The following is a 14,750-nucleotide window of genomic DNA, read 5'->3' as shown; positions in this document are numbered from 1 at the left end:
CCATATGGCACAATAACGACTTTAAGCGTACAGACCTTGGGCGCTATCACTACCGGTAAAACGTATGAGAGCTGTCACCGCCGCTTTATTATTGATCTTCGTCTGCCATACTCAGGCCGCCGAGACATTGCGCATTGCCGTGGCGAGTAACTTTAAGCCGACACTCGAGGCCTTATTACCTGTCTGGCAAGCTCAAAGCGATATTGCCATCAGCCTCTCTAGCGGCCCCTCTGGCGCACTTACGCAACAAATTTTAGCCGGCGCACCCTTTGGTTTATTTTTATCGGCCGATGCAGATTTTCCTCAGCTACTTTTTAACCAAGGTAAAAGCGCCCAGCCGCAGGTATACGCCCGCGGCCAGCTGATTCTCGCCTGCAACCAAAATGTCCAATCCAGTACCCAGGCACTGCAACAAGCCAACACTTTAGCGCTGGCCAACACCCGTACCGCACCTTACGGACGCGCCGCCATCATCTGGTTAAGCGAACACGGCCAGGGTATTAGCGCCAAACAAGTTCAAGCCGGATCAGTTGCGGGAGCGCTGCAATTTGTCGTCACTGGCAACGCTGACTGCGCACTCGTGGCCGCAAGCTTTACCGAGCTTGCACCCCAGCTATACTGGTATTCTTTACCTCACGCCGCCGTGCTAACACAGGCCGCAAGCGTGATAGATAACTCCAGCGCAGCATCGTTATTTTTAACCTTTTTACTGAGCGATACAGCACAACAGCTTATTCAACAAAACGGATACTTAACCGCCAAACCGTGAATGCCGCCATTTGGATTACCTGTAAACTGGCACTGGTGACCACACTGGTGCTGCTCGTACTAGGCACACCCTTAGCGTGGTGGCTGGCGCAGGGCCGCGCGCGCCATTTACGCACATTAGTCGAAGCCGCCGTCGCGCTACCGCTAATACTCCCACCCACAGTACTGGGGTTTTATCTTTTACTGTTGCTCGCCCCCGATGGTGCCATCGGTCAATTCAGCCAATCGGGGTTAGCCTTTAGCTTTACCGGCTTAGTCATAGGCTCGGTCATTTACTCACTGCCATTTGTGGTGCAGCCACTGGCTGCCAGTTTTAGCCAGCTAGAGCCTCGAGTATTACAACTGGGACGCAGCCAAGGGTTAAACCCATTTCAGCTATTGCGCCACATTGTTTTGCCCGCCACTCGCCACGCATTTGTGATGGCCAGTGCCTTGGGGTTTGCCCACACCGTGGGCGAGTTTGGCGTAGTGTTAATGATCGGCGGCAACATTTCTGGCGAGACTCAAGTGCTGTCTATTTTATTATTCGATGAAGTTGAAACCCTTAACTTTGCCCAGGCCCACCGCATTGCTGGGGGGTTATTGGCCGCCTCTTTCGCGCTTCTGGTACTGCTTTACAGCTGGCAAAAAAAACGAGGGCACACCCGTGTGGCAATTTGAGCTAGACGGCCAACAATGGCGCTGGCCCAAGGGCGAGTGGCTTGGCATTAGTGGCCCCTCAGGCTGTGGTAAAACGCAACTATTAACCCGCATTGCCTGTGGCACTAGTGGCTGGTTGCAATGCGACCAACACCCTAATTTACTCGCCCTACCCAGCCATAAACGCGGCCTGGGCTGGGCTGCGCAAAGTGCGCCGCTATGGCCCAACCAACAAGTGCAAGCAATGCTTGGCACCTTGGCCAAACGGCATCAATTTAACGACTGGCAAAGCATTGCCCACGAACTGCACATTACCCCGTTGTTACAACAATATAGCGACACTCTCTCGGGTGGTGAGCGTCAACGAGTCGCACTATTGGCAGCGGTTATCTGCGCTAAGCATTTACTGTTACTCGACGAACCCGTCTCAGCCCTGGACGCTAACGCCGCGCGGCAGGTATTAAGTGTGATACATCGCATCGCTACCCAACGGCAGCTCTCGGCCATCTTAGTCAGCCACCAGTGGCACGACTTAACCGCCACCTGCCACTGGGTGTATCACTGGCAAAGCAACACGCTTAGCACCCTAGCCGATGCCCACCGAGCCCACGTCCTTAACCACCCCAGTAACGCTTGCGCCCTGTGGCCGTTAGACGGTAAGCCCCACGATGGCCAAGTGCTGGTTAACGGCCACCGGCTCGAATGCGGCCCACTTGCGCCCAGCACCTTGCGTATCCGCATCGATGCCCACGAGGTATCCATCGCCCGCCAGCAACCCGGCCCCTCCAGTATTGCCAACACCCTTAAAGTCACCGTTACCGACTTAAGTCACATTAGCGATACCAGCTTAATTGCCACGCTAGATTGGCACGGCTATGAGCTATACGCGCTTATTACCCCCAAAGCGGTGACAACCTTAGGCTTGGAAAAAGGCCTTAGCGTGTTTGCGCAATTTAAAGCCCACGCCGCTAAACCAGCCTAGAACCCACACGCCAAGATAAACACCTCATTTGACCCCCATCTTATTTTCAATAGCCTATTGACAGCCCACTACTGTGTACCACATAGTATATACTGTGCAATACATAGTATAGGTGTAATTTTGACGGACGAGCCTGAACGATTAACCAAACTAACCATGGAGCTGCGTCGAGGGCTGCTGATTATGGCGGTGCTTGAGGCGTTAGCGCAGCCGCATTACGGCTACTCTTTGCGTCGCTTTTTGCAAGAGCGCGGATTAGAGGTGGACGAAGGTACGCTTTACCCATTGCTGCGCCGGTTGGAAAGCCAAGATTTACTGAGCAGTGAATGGCAGCTGCAAGAAGGGCGCAAACGGCGCGTTTACCGGCTATCCGATACTGGCGACAGCGCTCGCGTGGCAATGACTGAAGAGTGGCAAAACCTAAACCAGGCGTTAAAAAACATTAAAGAGGCAACCCAATGAACTGGCTTGAGCGTTATACCTTTGCGGTTAAATCTCACTTACCACCGAGTGTTAGAAACGATGTGGCCGATGAGCTGCTAAGCGATTTACAAGACGAGTGCGATTACCGCGAAGAATCTTTAGGTCGCCCGCTTACGGACGACGAAGTAAAAACGCTGTTGCGCGAGCGCGGCCACCCAATGCTGGTGGCGGCAGACTTTCAACCGCGCCCAACACTGGTGAGCGAAAGCCTATTCCCTGTCTACCTACAGTTGCTGCAATGGATGGTAATTGCCATTGCCGTGCTACAGGTATGCTTTGCTGGGGTCGAATTGATTGGGCAAGGCGATGTGCGTTTTTGGCAAGCGCTGCCGCAAACACTGTGGAGTATTTTGCATCAGAGCTTGTACGGCTTTGCCTGGCTGACCTTGATCTTTTATCTACTGGGTGAGTCCGTTAGCCGCACGGACTTATTTAAACGCTGGAAGCCAGATTCGCTACCCAACGTTGTGACGCAGGGGGAATACATCAGCCGCACTGGATCCGCTTTTGAGTTGGTGGTGACGGTATACTTTACCGCATGGTTAAACCATGTGATTCCACAAAGCTTGGGGGAGCAACCCATTGCGCTGATTTTTTCAGAGCAATGGGCCACACTATTACCTTGGATTAATACCGTGCTTATCGTCGGCATGCTCATCAGCGTGACAAAACTATTGTCGCCCTACTGGACTCGCCGCAAGATTCTAACCGAGTTAGCGCTGTCTGTTGCCACACTAATCATTATGGCCACGATTTACCGTTGGGATAGTCCACTGGCCATTATGATCGGCAGTGGTGATAGCGTTAAACAGTTTGATATACCGGCCAATTGGATTACATGGGGGATTGCGGGGTATTTGGTGGTCGCTGTAATTGACTCTATCGTTAAAATAAAACGGTATCGGGCACTGTAGTGCCCGATACCCAGCGACAGTGTTTAATCACGCTGATCTTCGATGTAGTCTTCCAGCTCTTCGTAATACTTTTCAGCGTAGTCACGAACTTTAGAAAATACAGCGTCATCTTCCAAAGATTTTAGCAAACTGAGGTATTGCTCTTGTCCGCTCATGCCGACAATACGAACGGCCCATGCATGGACATCGGTACGCTGGCCAGAGCGAAAGCCATCCACATAGGCCTCATCTTTTAGCATCTGAGCCAGCGATTCGACAATATAGGTATTGTCACGGTGGTTGCGATAAATCTCTTTTAAAGCCGCCACCGAGGTTTTTCTGTCAAAGCTTCGGGCGCGGTTGGCCAACTGATTGACTTGCCAGTTTTGGCTTAGATCCATCGTCCTAGTGTCGTGCACGGCGCCAACTAATGCTGCACGTTTTTGCAGAATTTTCAGGCTATCTTCCGCTTGGCCCTGAATCTTTTTAGGTGCTTTATCGTCGACCTCAAGCTCCTTAAAAAATTCTTCATAAATGCTCATGCCAGAACTGGCCAACGCATTCATCGCCTCTCGGGTTTCTTTTATGTCACTGCGCTCATCAAGGGTATAGCGCAGTTTAATGTTATTAACAATCGCGTCAAATAAGCGCTTGTCATTATACCAACCCCGGCGTATGGCTTTATAGGCGTCGATACGATCATCACTATCGCCACTGGAAAATATCGTTAAGTAGCCGTCGGTCACAGTTGCAGGGATGTAATCGTTAACACGCTCAGGTTCGGCCGCAAACTCTGCCTGTAACTCTATTAACATTGGAACAAATTCGGCTGGTATCACTTTATTATTAAAGCTGGCTCCGGCAATTTCTTTAATCATGGCGCCGGCAAGCACACCACCGGCTCTTAGTGCGTAGCCATAGTCTTTTTTCTGCTGATCGGTGCCGTTTATTCCAGCTAAATCAATGCTTTTCATCGTGCGTCGATCAGAGTCAAAGCTATATAGCTCCTGCTCGCCCATCTTTGCAGCCACACTATAAAAGAATTCGGGATCACCCATTTTTGCCATAGGCATTGGGGTCTGATCGCCCCAGAAATGGCGGTAGTAATCTAATCGAAAACTCAAACCAATCGCATCATCTTCAGCCTGATCAAGTAATGTCAAACCAGATTCACGCAATTTAAATAACAGCATTTTATGCACTACGGCGGTGAATTGTGGCTCATTAAGAAACTCACCAAATACACAACACTGAGTTAGATCTACATCCAATTTACTAACGTAATAACGGCCGTTAACATCTAACCCTGATTGAGCAGAGGCCTGCTCCGCAGCGACAACGTTAACAGAAAGAAAAACAGATAAAGATAATACCAAAGACACACAAAAACGAATCATAAAAACTCCCTGTCTATTATTATTGCAAGGCGATATTTGTCCATAAGCTATGGACTGCCCCGCTTTTATACCATAAATTAATTCAAATAGGGCTTGTTAGCTATCTACATTGGCTAGTTGCGGCTCGAGCTCTTGCTCTAATACCGCATCAAGTGCATCGGTGAGTATTGGATAAATCGTAAAATTGCCGTTTTCAGGTTTAATGCCCGCTTTAACCATGGCTTTTAACGGCTGAAACTGAATATCAGAAAAAATCAGCTGGCATTGGTGTTTTTTACAGCGGGTAATAAATCCCGTTAAACCATCGAGCCCGCCGGCATCTAGCAGCGGTACGCCGTCCATATGTATAACAAGCCCTTGCTGATCTTTAGCTAACGCATCCAGCTCGGTGAATATTTTATCGGCAGCAGCAAAAAACAATGGCCCGGATATTTTGATGACTCGCCAGTGCTCAGGCAAAGGGCGCGGTACATGCCTGAGCGCTTTGGTGATATCACGCGCTTTGGTCATAGTGGCGATATCACGCATAAACAGCAACGAGGCAATAACCACTGCCGAGCCAATAGCGACCACCATATCAACCAACAGCGTTAATGAAAAACAAATTAAAAATACAATTAGGTCTGCCGAGGGTGCGGTGCGGATTGTTTTTAATATTTGCCGGCCGTGACACATACGCCAGGCCACAATAACAACCAACGTAGCCATACAGGCCATCGGCAAATGCTTAAGATAAGGCGAGGCCCAAAGCAAACACGCGGCGATAACGCCAGTGTGGATAACCGCAGCCAATGGTGTTGCTGCGCCAGCACGATAATTTGTAGTCGAGCGAGCAAGCTCGGGGGCCGCGCTAAAACCACCAAAGAACGGAGCGACAATATTGCCCACGCCTTGACCAAACAATTCGGCATTAGCTTGGTAATGCTTGCCCGTCAAACGCTGTAGCATAACCGCGCATAACAACGCCTCGATCGCACCAAGTAAGGCGATGGTTAAGGCTTTCGGCAGCAGCTCGCCCAACATTGAAAATGTCCAGTAATTGCCCTCTACCCCCTGCCATGGCAACGTGAAATGTGGCAAAAAATTAGGTATTCCTTCAACTGTATGGCCAGTCAACGCGTGATATTCAAACGTGCTCGCGATTGTCGCAACAGGATAACCAAAATGTGCGAGTAACAATGCCACGAAAACACCTGCCAATAACGTAATCAAATGCGCTGGAATCGGTACTTTTACCTGAGGCCAAAGGTACATCACCGCAAACGACACCGACGTGACAATAAGTGTTGGCCAATGCACCGTAGGCAGATGCGAGACGACAGCCCATAGCTTGGCAAAAAAGAAACTCGGCATTGCCTCGGTCAGCACCAAGCCGAGTAAATCTGGGATCTGTAAGGTGGCAATAACAATGGCGATACCCAGCGTAAAACCAAAGGTAACAGTATGAGGAATGTAACTTAACACTCGGCCAAATTGCGCCAGTGCCATAAGTAAAATAAAAACACCCGCCAACAATGTGGTTAGCATCAGTCCCGGCACACCAAATTGCTGCACCACGGGTTGTAAGATTACGACAAAAGCCGCCGTTGGCCCCGAGACGGAATAACGCGAACCACCTAAAACGGCCATAATCAAGCCGGCCACTAGCGAGGTGTACAAACCATGTTCTGGCGGCACCCCTATCGCAATAGCTAACGCCATAGATAGCGGGATTGCCGAGATTCCGACCGTTAGGCCGGCCATAAGATCGCCGCGCAGTTGTTTTAAGCTATAGCGCTCGCGCAAGCAACTGTCACGTAGCCCACTGGCGATATGTAACCCTTGAAATTGGCGACGCGCCGACATAACTTACCCTACCCTAAAATTTTATTATACGTTCTAAGACTTCAGCCGTCAGTTGCCAAAACACCCTGGCACGTTATACCATCGAAGCCACAATAATATTCATAGGTTTTGAGTTCGCCTTATATTACGACAAACTGTATCCGCGTTTTTAACCCGACGATCGAGCTAGGTTATGTGCTTACAATTTATCGCAACGCGCAGCTGTCAAATTAAACACTGTGTCGCTACCGCTATGCATTTGCGGCCTTTGCTGTTGCTATGCGGCCAGTTATTGGCCTGCCTACTGCTGGCTCAAGCATCACAGGCCGATGCCATCAATAACGCACAATCCGAGCAACAGCAAAATAATGACGCCGCCATGCCAGTCACCCTTTGGGCCGGCAAGGCTGCTCGTGGGCTTTATGAGATCGCCTTATTAAGTGCCATTTTAGACAGCACCGCCGACCATTACCCTAGCTACAAGCTCTCGGTTAACAACGCCCCATTAGGCACCCTGCGTGGCCGGCAAGTCATTGCTGAGGGTAAGCTCGCCAACGTTTATGTATCGGGGTTACGAGAGGATCAATACACTCGCGACAACACCATACTCTTGATTCGGCAGCCGGTAATGAAAGGCCTGTTGGGTTATCGCGCCGCCATTATTCGCCAAGGCGATGACCAGCGGTACGCACAAGCTGCGGCCGAACACGATTTACGCAACTTAATTATCGGCCAGGGCCATAGCTGGGAAGATGCCGCAATCCTACGCCACAACGGTTTCACCATCAACGATAACGGCCGCTTTGAAACTATGTTTGAGATGCTCGCCTATGCGCGCTTTGATGCCATCTTTTTAGGTGTTGCCGAGATCGAGCAAGAATTTTCAGCCAATAAACTCCACGAACAATTAACAATTGCTTACCAACCTATTATTTATTACCCACACGCGATGGTATTTCAGGTAAGTGGCAAACATCCAGAGCTGGCACAGCGTATCGAACAGGGCTTTAAAATAGTCTCGGATAACGGTACTCACGACCAATTACTAAAGCAATACTTTGGCCCTGCGATACAGCGCATTGGTGATCCAAACACCGACATTTTGGTACTAACACATCCCAACCCAGTTCTTATGGCAGAACTGGCTCAACCACTGTTAGCGCATAAGCCTCAGCCCATAGAAAAATCGAACGATTAAACTTGGTGCCACTGTACTCACAAGCTAACCTGTCTATTGCGCATATAATTCGACCCAACTTTCTCGCGATCGGCCCGCACAACATATCGCAACGGCCCACCAGCACGCATGGCATCAAACGGATAACACGTTATCAGCCACAGACTATCGGCTTCCGGGTTCACCCACAGCGAATCTTGCATTGAGTTAGCAATACTTTGTTGACTAATCACATAGCGGCGCCACCGACCATCCGTACTTTGCCAACGCAAAATATCGCCGTCTTTTAACTCGCGTAAAAATGCAAAATGCGTATCTCTGTGTCCCGCTATCACGCGCGCGCTATTCACTTCGGCCCCACCGATTGACATTAAACCTGGACCAAAAGCCAACGCTTCGCCGTGCCCACCGGCTAGCACATATAAATCTTGGCGTACGGCACCGGATGCATCAAGCACCTGCAAGCGCCCAACAGCATGAGTATCGGCCCAGGGCCAAGGCGCTACAGTCAGTGTCGGCGCCGCAAGTTTTTGCTGCCAAGCGCGTTCTATTAGCACTTGTGCCAACTGTGCTTTAGCCTCTATGGCAAACGCACTCCCCCACTGCCACAACAACACCAGCAGCAATAAAGCACTCAAAACTAAGCGGCCACGATGCCACCTAGGCAACTCCGTGTGAGGTTTGTTACGCTTCGGCATAACGCACCTCCATACCCTTTAAAACGATTAACGCCAATAAAGCCAAAGCACCCAACAATAAATGCCAGCTGACACCTAGAGCGGTTTGCGGATAACTCAGTGCCTGCATGGTGGCACCTGCCGGCATAGCATTACTAACGGCACGCTCGCGTAAGGCACTTTCAGCAGGGCGAACAGGAGTTTTATCAACCGCTACCAAGCTGGTATAACGCGACATTAATTGATACTTAAGTGCCACTGGTAATATTTCTTGCTGCGCTTCATTATTGACATCTCGACCATTAACATACAGTTCGTTTTCTAAAAATTTTATCTTTTCACGCCCAAAGCGCTGCGCTAATACGGGTAATAATTTTGTATCGCTCTGCCCAGCAACAGTATTTAAAACAAGGTCGCGCTGCCAGGATTTTCCGGCGCTTGTACCACGCACTGTTATCATCGGCTGTGAACCGCTAGGCCAAGGCGATAATTTAGCCGTTACCAGTAGCGGTTCACCCCAATACAAATCGGGAATACGACGCGGATACATCTGCACCGGCTGTGGCCAATCAATGGTGATATTAGTAACAACTGGACTTTTTAACTTATTGAGCAAATCCGCCATGCGTTGTTCAATTTGCGCGGCGCTGGCGATCTCGGTAAAACTACCGCGACCAAACTCCGCTGCACGACGCATAAAAAATCGGTTAGGGGCGCTACCAATAGCAACCGTAAACAAACGAGCATCACCCAAGTTTCTATGAATATGTTGCAACAGCGCGGCCTCATTACCCACACTGCCATCGGTTAAAAATACAATTTGCTGTAAATGTTCGGCATCTTTTTTGTAAGAAAATGCCTGCTCTAATGCCGGCAATATTTCAGTGCCGCCATTAGCCTGCATGCTGGCCAAGGCTTTAGCTGCAACTTTGAGATTATCCGCTGTGGCCGTTACCACATCAGAAAATACTGCACGGGTATCACTGGAGAATAAAATAACATTAAACCGATCTTGCGCCGTTAACGTATCCAGCGCCAGCAACGCACTGGCTCGCGCCTGCTTAATAGAATCGCCCGCCATAGAGCCTGAAGTATCTACCACCAACACCAGTTCACGTGGCGTTAGCCTGCTACTCGCCACTTCACGTGGCGGCATTAACATAAGCTGTAAATATCGCTCGTCCTGCCACTCGCTTACAAATTGCGCCGCAACCGGGGCACTCTGCGCCGTCGGCTGCCAACTTATCTCAAAATCGCGATCCATACTCACCTTAGCTTGGCTAAAGTGAATACGACGCTTACCTAAATCGTCACCCTTAGGTTGGTTAACCGTAAGCTGATGGGTAGCACTGCGCACCCAAGCTAAAGGCATTCCAGCATCAAGCTTTAGATCGATACTTACAGGATTTACAACCTTCCCTACTGCGGCGTATTTTTGTAGTGGCGTAATGGAGGCCGCATCTTTGACTTGATCGGTGGCACGGGCCCAACCTTGGGCGCCAGTGGTGAGTGTTTGGATAGCCTCGAGCTCAGTACTTACAACGCCCGGAATATAGCGTGGGGTTAAGGTTAAAGGTAGACGCAGGCGAAACTCACCAGAGTCGTAAATCACCTGCTGGCTATATCCCAAATCAATTCTAACCGTCTCACCAGGGGCAATATTAGCGATTTGTTGCCGGAATAAATTGGGCCTTTGCTGTTCAATCAATGTGGCTTTCTTGCCCGCAACTTTAGCCGCTTCAAAAGTTTTACGCGCCTGTGCTTTTTCTTGAATTTCGCCTTCAATCACGCGTTCGCCCACCACCATTTTTAATCGGCTAACGGCGCTGTCTTCCGCCAACGGGTAAACATAGGTCGCGCTCACCCACTCATCGGTTTGATTCTTAAACGTTTGCGACACCAATACCTGGGCTTGCAACCCCTGTACGCTAAGATCTATGTGGGTCCCCAAATGCAGTGCTTCTGTCGTCGTGCCGGCTACACTGTCATCGTCAGCCAACAGCACCAAACGACCAGAATCAGGCTCAGCCCAGACAACCGTTGCCGTAATAGTGAGCATGCTCAGTATTGCCCGCCTCGCTATTTTCTCTGCTTTTCGCCACAACTTATAACTCATGATTTATCTCCCGGCTTTGTTAGTATTGATGCTGCCAGTACAACAAAACAATAGGGCCAAGCCGCGACTAATTAGGGCAATCTTCTGGGCAATTATGATCAATTGTGGCGATGGAATTAATAGCGATGCGGATAGTAAAAATGAGTGCCCATCCACCAAACTTAAGGTAACGACAGGAGTATAATGTCTACATACAATCATAAACGTTCTGTACAAGGCGATTTTTGTCGTTAGTGATCGGGTAAGTTAGCAATAGCTTGCTTACAAACCTCCATAATCCTATCACTCATAGGGTCATCCGTTAACGCTCGGGCAACGGCCAAGCCACCCACCATTAACACTGCCGCTTGCAACGCTACGTCGCTTTGTTCATCGCGGCTATCGGCTCGAGCAATATTACGTACAAAACCTTTAAACACATGAGCGTAAGCGTGTCGCACCTGCTCATCTCGCTGATAAATATCTGTGGCTAAAAATGCTAACGGACAACAATCATTGCCACCATCGGCGCGCTCACGGCTTAAATAGCGCTCGGCAATATCACTCGCACTCGGCGCGACGGAGGCGCCTTGCAGTACCCGGTTCTTAGCCCGCACGGCGGCGACACTAATGGCCTCGGCATAAAGCGCCGATTTAGAAACAAAGTGTGCGTAAAATGCACCGCGAGTTAACCCCGCAGCGGCCATCACATCATTTATTCCTACCCGCTCATAGCCAAGTCGAGTAAACAGCTCAGCTGCCGCCGTAACGATCGCTTCGCGGGTTTGGGATTTGTGCGCCTTGCTCCAAGCCATAAATTCAACTCCTGTGTAGTAAGCCTGTCAAAAATAACCCGAAAAAGGGGAAAACGATTTACCAATCTTACACATTCATCAAAATATGTTCATTAACATATTTTGGAAAGCTAAATTACCGCCCAGCCAACAATATGTTCTTGAACATATTGTTGTGACTGCTAACCTGCGACCAAACCTAAACAGCAAGGAGTTAGTCATGAGCCCTCTAGTTCAACTTTACGGTCCGTCATTTAGTGTGTTCGTGCGCATGGCGGCGCTAGTGTGCGAGGAAAAAGGCATTCCCTATCAAACAGGAAAAACACTTAACGACAAAACTATCGATATACACAGCGATGAGCACTTTCAACTACACCCGTTTGGCAAAATGCCAGTGCTGATTCACGGTGATAGAACCCTGTGTGAAACCGCCAGCATCGGCCGTTACTTGGATCGCGCTTTTGGCCCAGAAACGCTGCAAGGAGAAAACGACTGGGAGCGTTCCCAAGTTGATCAATGGTGTTCTTTGATCACTCAGTATGTTGATTTTTGCGTGGTACGAAACTTTATGTTGGAGGTTGTGTTCCCCAAGGGCGAAAATGGTCAACCACGCATGGATGTAATTGCCGCTAACCGGCCAGCGGCGGAAAATGCTATCACCATCATTGCCAGACAGTTAGGAGATAAACCCTTTTTAGTAGGCAATCAGTTTACATTAGCCGATGCAATGCTTGCGCCGATGCTTAGCTACAACGTAGAAACACCCGAGCCTATTAATTTGGTCACGACACACCCGCAACTGCTAAAATACGCCAACAGACTACAACTGCGCGCTAGTGGCCAAAAAGTCTTAAAACCACTTATCGAATCCATGTAGTATTTTAGTGGTAGCACGAATAACGACTGCAACAATTGAGAAATAATGATGCGCGCAGAACCTTTTTCTCTAGGGAATACGCCCGTCATGACACATGATTTTTATCCGTTATAAATACTATGTTTAATCACAACACCCACATTCACCGATCCATTCGATGTTACTTAATATATCAGCGTTACTATCATTAACCTGCCAATAAAGCTTAATCGATTAATAACTGCCAATTAAAGCCTCGATTCAATCATAATGCTCGCCACTTAACCGTTACTGTAATAGCAAATATTGTGGCGTTGTTCGTCCCGCTATTTTTTCGTTTTAGCCAAGCTTTATAACCCATGACCTATCTCTCTGGCTTATTGATGCAGGCCCTGACAGTAAAGCTAAAAAAGGGGTCAATCCTGATTAATTAGGGAAACTGTCTAAGCAACTATGACAATAAAGGTAGGCTGCTTGCTAGATTAAAGTTTGATCTCTTTGGACGGAAAGTCTATGGTTATCAGCTACATAATTAAGCTGCACAACGAATAAGCATCTATACAGAGGAAATGCTATGGCTTCATCTTTGGTTGTCGGCGGCGCAAATGGTCGCAATGTCTGCTTATTGCCAGCATTGGCCAACCGTCACGGATTAATTGCCGGCGCCACCGGCACCGGTAAAACAGTCAGCATGCAGGTACTGGCCGAGGGTTTCGCCAACATTGGCGTGCCGGTGTTTGTCGCGGATATAAAAGGTGATTTGTCGGGCTTGGCGCAGCCAGGAAAACCCCATAAAAAAGTCGATGAACGACTTGCAGCAATGACTATTGCAGACTTCTCCTTTGCTGAAAACCCAGTACGATTTTGGGATATTAACGCGCAAAAGGGCATTCCTGTACGACTCGCATTATCTGACTTAGGGCCACAATTTTTAGCTCGACTATTGGATTTAAACGATACCCAAGAGTCTATTTTAAGTATTATCTTTGATTACGCTGACGAGCAGGGTCTGCTGCTAATAGACTTAAATGATTTAAAGACTAGCCTAAGTTTTATTCAAGAAAACTCAGCCGATGTACAAAAGGTTTATGGCCGTATTTCTAGCGCTTCTATTGCCGCTATTCGACGGCGTTTAATATTGCTCGAACAAGAAGGCTTAGAATCATTCTTTGGCGAACCATCCCTCGAGTTTAGCGATTTAATCGCGACCCACAACAACCGCGGTATCATTAATGTACTCGATGCCCGATCACTAATGAACACCCCTAAAACCTACGCCATCTTTTTACTTTGGTTGATGTCAGAACTATTTGAAAATTTACCTGAGGTAGGCGATCCAGAAAAACCCGTCATGGTACTGTTTTTTGACGAGGCGCATTTATTGTTTAAAGATTGCCCTAAAGTCTTTGTCGATAAGATTGAGCAGGTTGTTAGATTGATTCGCTCAAAGGGAGTAGGAATTTATTTTATCAGCCAAAGTCCTAGCGATATCCCCGATTCGGTTTTGGGACAGTTGGGCAACCGAATTCAACACGCACTACGCGCTTATACCCCAAAAGAGAAAAAAGCCGTACGCATTGCCGCACAATCCTTTCGGCCCAATCCAGAGCTCGATACCGAGCAGCTTATTTCTGAGCTGGGAGTGGGTGAGGCCCTGGTATCAACCTTACAAGAAGGCGGCATACCCAGCATGGTAGAGCGCACTATGATGGCTCCACCACGATCTCAAATCGGCCCCATCAGCGAAGCTGCCAGAGCTACCATTATCAAGACCGACGCATTGTTTTCTCGCTATAAAAACGCCGTAGACCCAGAGTCTGCCCATGAGATTTTACAAAAACGCCAGCAGGCTTTAGCCAAACAAGAGGAAAAATCATCAGCCAAGCCCAAAGCAAGCCGCAAACGATCATCATCTCGACAAGGGGTCGGTGAGGCATTCTTAAAAAGTATTGTTCGCAGCTTAGGCAGCGGTGTGGGACGTAAACTCGTCCGTGGCTTACTTGGCTCGTTATTAAAATAACACTCGTTTTACGCCAGAAACCACCATTCATAATACAGCGACAACAGTAACTACCGCGATTTATAAAAAATTTTAAACAAAAAAAGGCCAGTAGCAATACTGGCCTTTTTACTATCTCTTGATATAAAACTTCACTAACTCACTC

Annotated in this window: 13 protein-coding genes; 8 read left to right on the top strand and 5 right to left on the bottom strand. The window is 48.7% G+C overall.

Annotated features, from left to right (window positions below):
- The first annotated feature begins 64 nt into the window (after positions 1-64).
- The 5 genes from modA (at position 65) to GILYN3_RS13025 (ending at position 3,786) form a co-directional block, all read left to right on the top strand.
- Positions 65-769, top strand: coding sequence for a molybdate ABC transporter substrate-binding protein (gene modA, locus GILYN3_RS13045; RefSeq protein WP_049723399.1), 705 nt, complete (start codon positions 65-67; stop codon positions 767-769).
- On the top strand, positions 766-1,428 hold the full coding sequence (gene modB, locus GILYN3_RS13040; RefSeq protein WP_157484936.1) for a molybdate ABC transporter permease subunit: 663 nt from the start codon (positions 766-768) through the stop codon (positions 1,426-1,428). Before modA ends, modB begins: the two co-directional genes overlap by 4 nt.
- Positions 1,415-2,389 carry an ATP-binding cassette domain-containing protein gene (locus GILYN3_RS13035; RefSeq protein WP_049723397.1) on the top strand — a complete coding sequence of 325 codons (975 nt, stop codon included), beginning with the start codon at positions 1,415-1,417 and terminating at the stop codon, positions 2,387-2,389. The genes modB and GILYN3_RS13035 overlap by 14 nt, the downstream gene beginning before the upstream one ends.
- Before the next feature lie 120 nt (positions 2,390-2,509).
- The gene (locus tag GILYN3_RS13030; RefSeq protein WP_232305592.1) at positions 2,510-2,851 is read left to right on the top strand and encodes a PadR family transcriptional regulator; all 342 of its coding nucleotides are present in this window, start codon (positions 2,510-2,512) and stop codon (positions 2,849-2,851) included.
- Positions 2,848-3,786, top strand: a complete 939-nt coding sequence (locus tag GILYN3_RS13025) for a hypothetical protein (protein ID WP_049723396.1) — start codon at positions 2,848-2,850, stop codon at positions 3,784-3,786. The genes GILYN3_RS13030 and GILYN3_RS13025 overlap by 4 nt, the downstream gene beginning before the upstream one ends.
- 23 nt (positions 3,787-3,809) lie before the next feature.
- Here the strand turns inward: GILYN3_RS13025 and GILYN3_RS13020 are convergent, their stop codons facing one another.
- Positions 3,810-5,162: a hypothetical protein gene (locus GILYN3_RS13020; RefSeq protein WP_049723395.1), complete on the bottom strand. Its 1,353-nt coding sequence runs from the start codon at positions 5,160-5,162 to the stop codon at positions 3,810-3,812.
- Positions 5,163-5,258: 96 nt separating this feature from the next.
- Positions 5,259-7,007, bottom strand: coding sequence for a C4-dicarboxylic acid transporter DauA (gene dauA / locus GILYN3_RS13015; RefSeq protein WP_049723394.1), 1,749 nt, complete (start codon positions 7,005-7,007; stop codon positions 5,259-5,261).
- Between the two features lie 172 nt (positions 7,008-7,179).
- On the opposite strand from dauA, the gene GILYN3_RS13010 reads away from it, so the two are divergent.
- Entirely contained in the window at positions 7,180-8,184 is a 1,005-nt protein-coding gene (locus GILYN3_RS13010; RefSeq protein ID WP_049723393.1) for a type 2 periplasmic-binding domain-containing protein, read from the top strand.
- Between the two features lie 17 nt (positions 8,185-8,201).
- Here the strand turns inward: GILYN3_RS13010 and GILYN3_RS13005 are convergent, their stop codons facing one another.
- The 3 genes from GILYN3_RS13005 to GILYN3_RS12995 form a co-directional block, all read right to left on the bottom strand.
- The gene (locus GILYN3_RS13005; RefSeq protein WP_049723392.1) at positions 8,202-8,861 is read right to left on the bottom strand and encodes a class GN sortase; all 660 of its coding nucleotides are present in this window, start codon (positions 8,859-8,861) and stop codon (positions 8,202-8,204) included.
- Positions 8,848-10,899, bottom strand: coding sequence for a marine proteobacterial sortase target protein (locus tag GILYN3_RS13000; protein ID WP_049723391.1), 2,052 nt, complete (start codon positions 10,897-10,899; stop codon positions 8,848-8,850). Before GILYN3_RS13000 ends, GILYN3_RS13005 begins: the two co-directional genes overlap by 14 nt.
- A 287-nt stretch (positions 10,900-11,186) precedes the next feature.
- On the bottom strand, positions 11,187-11,750 hold the full coding sequence (locus tag GILYN3_RS12995) for a TetR/AcrR family transcriptional regulator (protein ID WP_049723390.1): 564 nt from the start codon (positions 11,748-11,750) through the stop codon (positions 11,187-11,189).
- 199 nt (positions 11,751-11,949) lie between these two features.
- On the opposite strand from GILYN3_RS12995, the gene GILYN3_RS12990 reads away from it, so the two are divergent.
- Both GILYN3_RS12990 and GILYN3_RS12985 read left to right on the top strand, forming a co-directional pair.
- Positions 11,950-12,606, top strand: coding sequence for a glutathione S-transferase family protein (locus GILYN3_RS12990; protein ID WP_049723389.1), 657 nt, complete (start codon positions 11,950-11,952; stop codon positions 12,604-12,606).
- 553 nt (positions 12,607-13,159) lie between these two features.
- Positions 13,160-14,605 (top strand): helicase HerA-like domain-containing protein, encoded by a 1,446-nt coding sequence (locus GILYN3_RS12985; protein ID WP_049723388.1) that lies wholly within the window; start codon positions 13,160-13,162, stop codon positions 14,603-14,605.
- Positions 14,606-14,750: the final 145 nt, after the last annotated feature.

This window comes from Gilvimarinus polysaccharolyticus (assembly GCF_001187555.1).
GTDB classification, from domain to species: Bacteria; Pseudomonadota; Gammaproteobacteria; order Pseudomonadales; family Cellvibrionaceae; genus Gilvimarinus; species Gilvimarinus polysaccharolyticus.
Note: the sequence above shows the minus strand (reverse complement) of the source record. Positions and strands in the feature narration are given on the sequence as shown.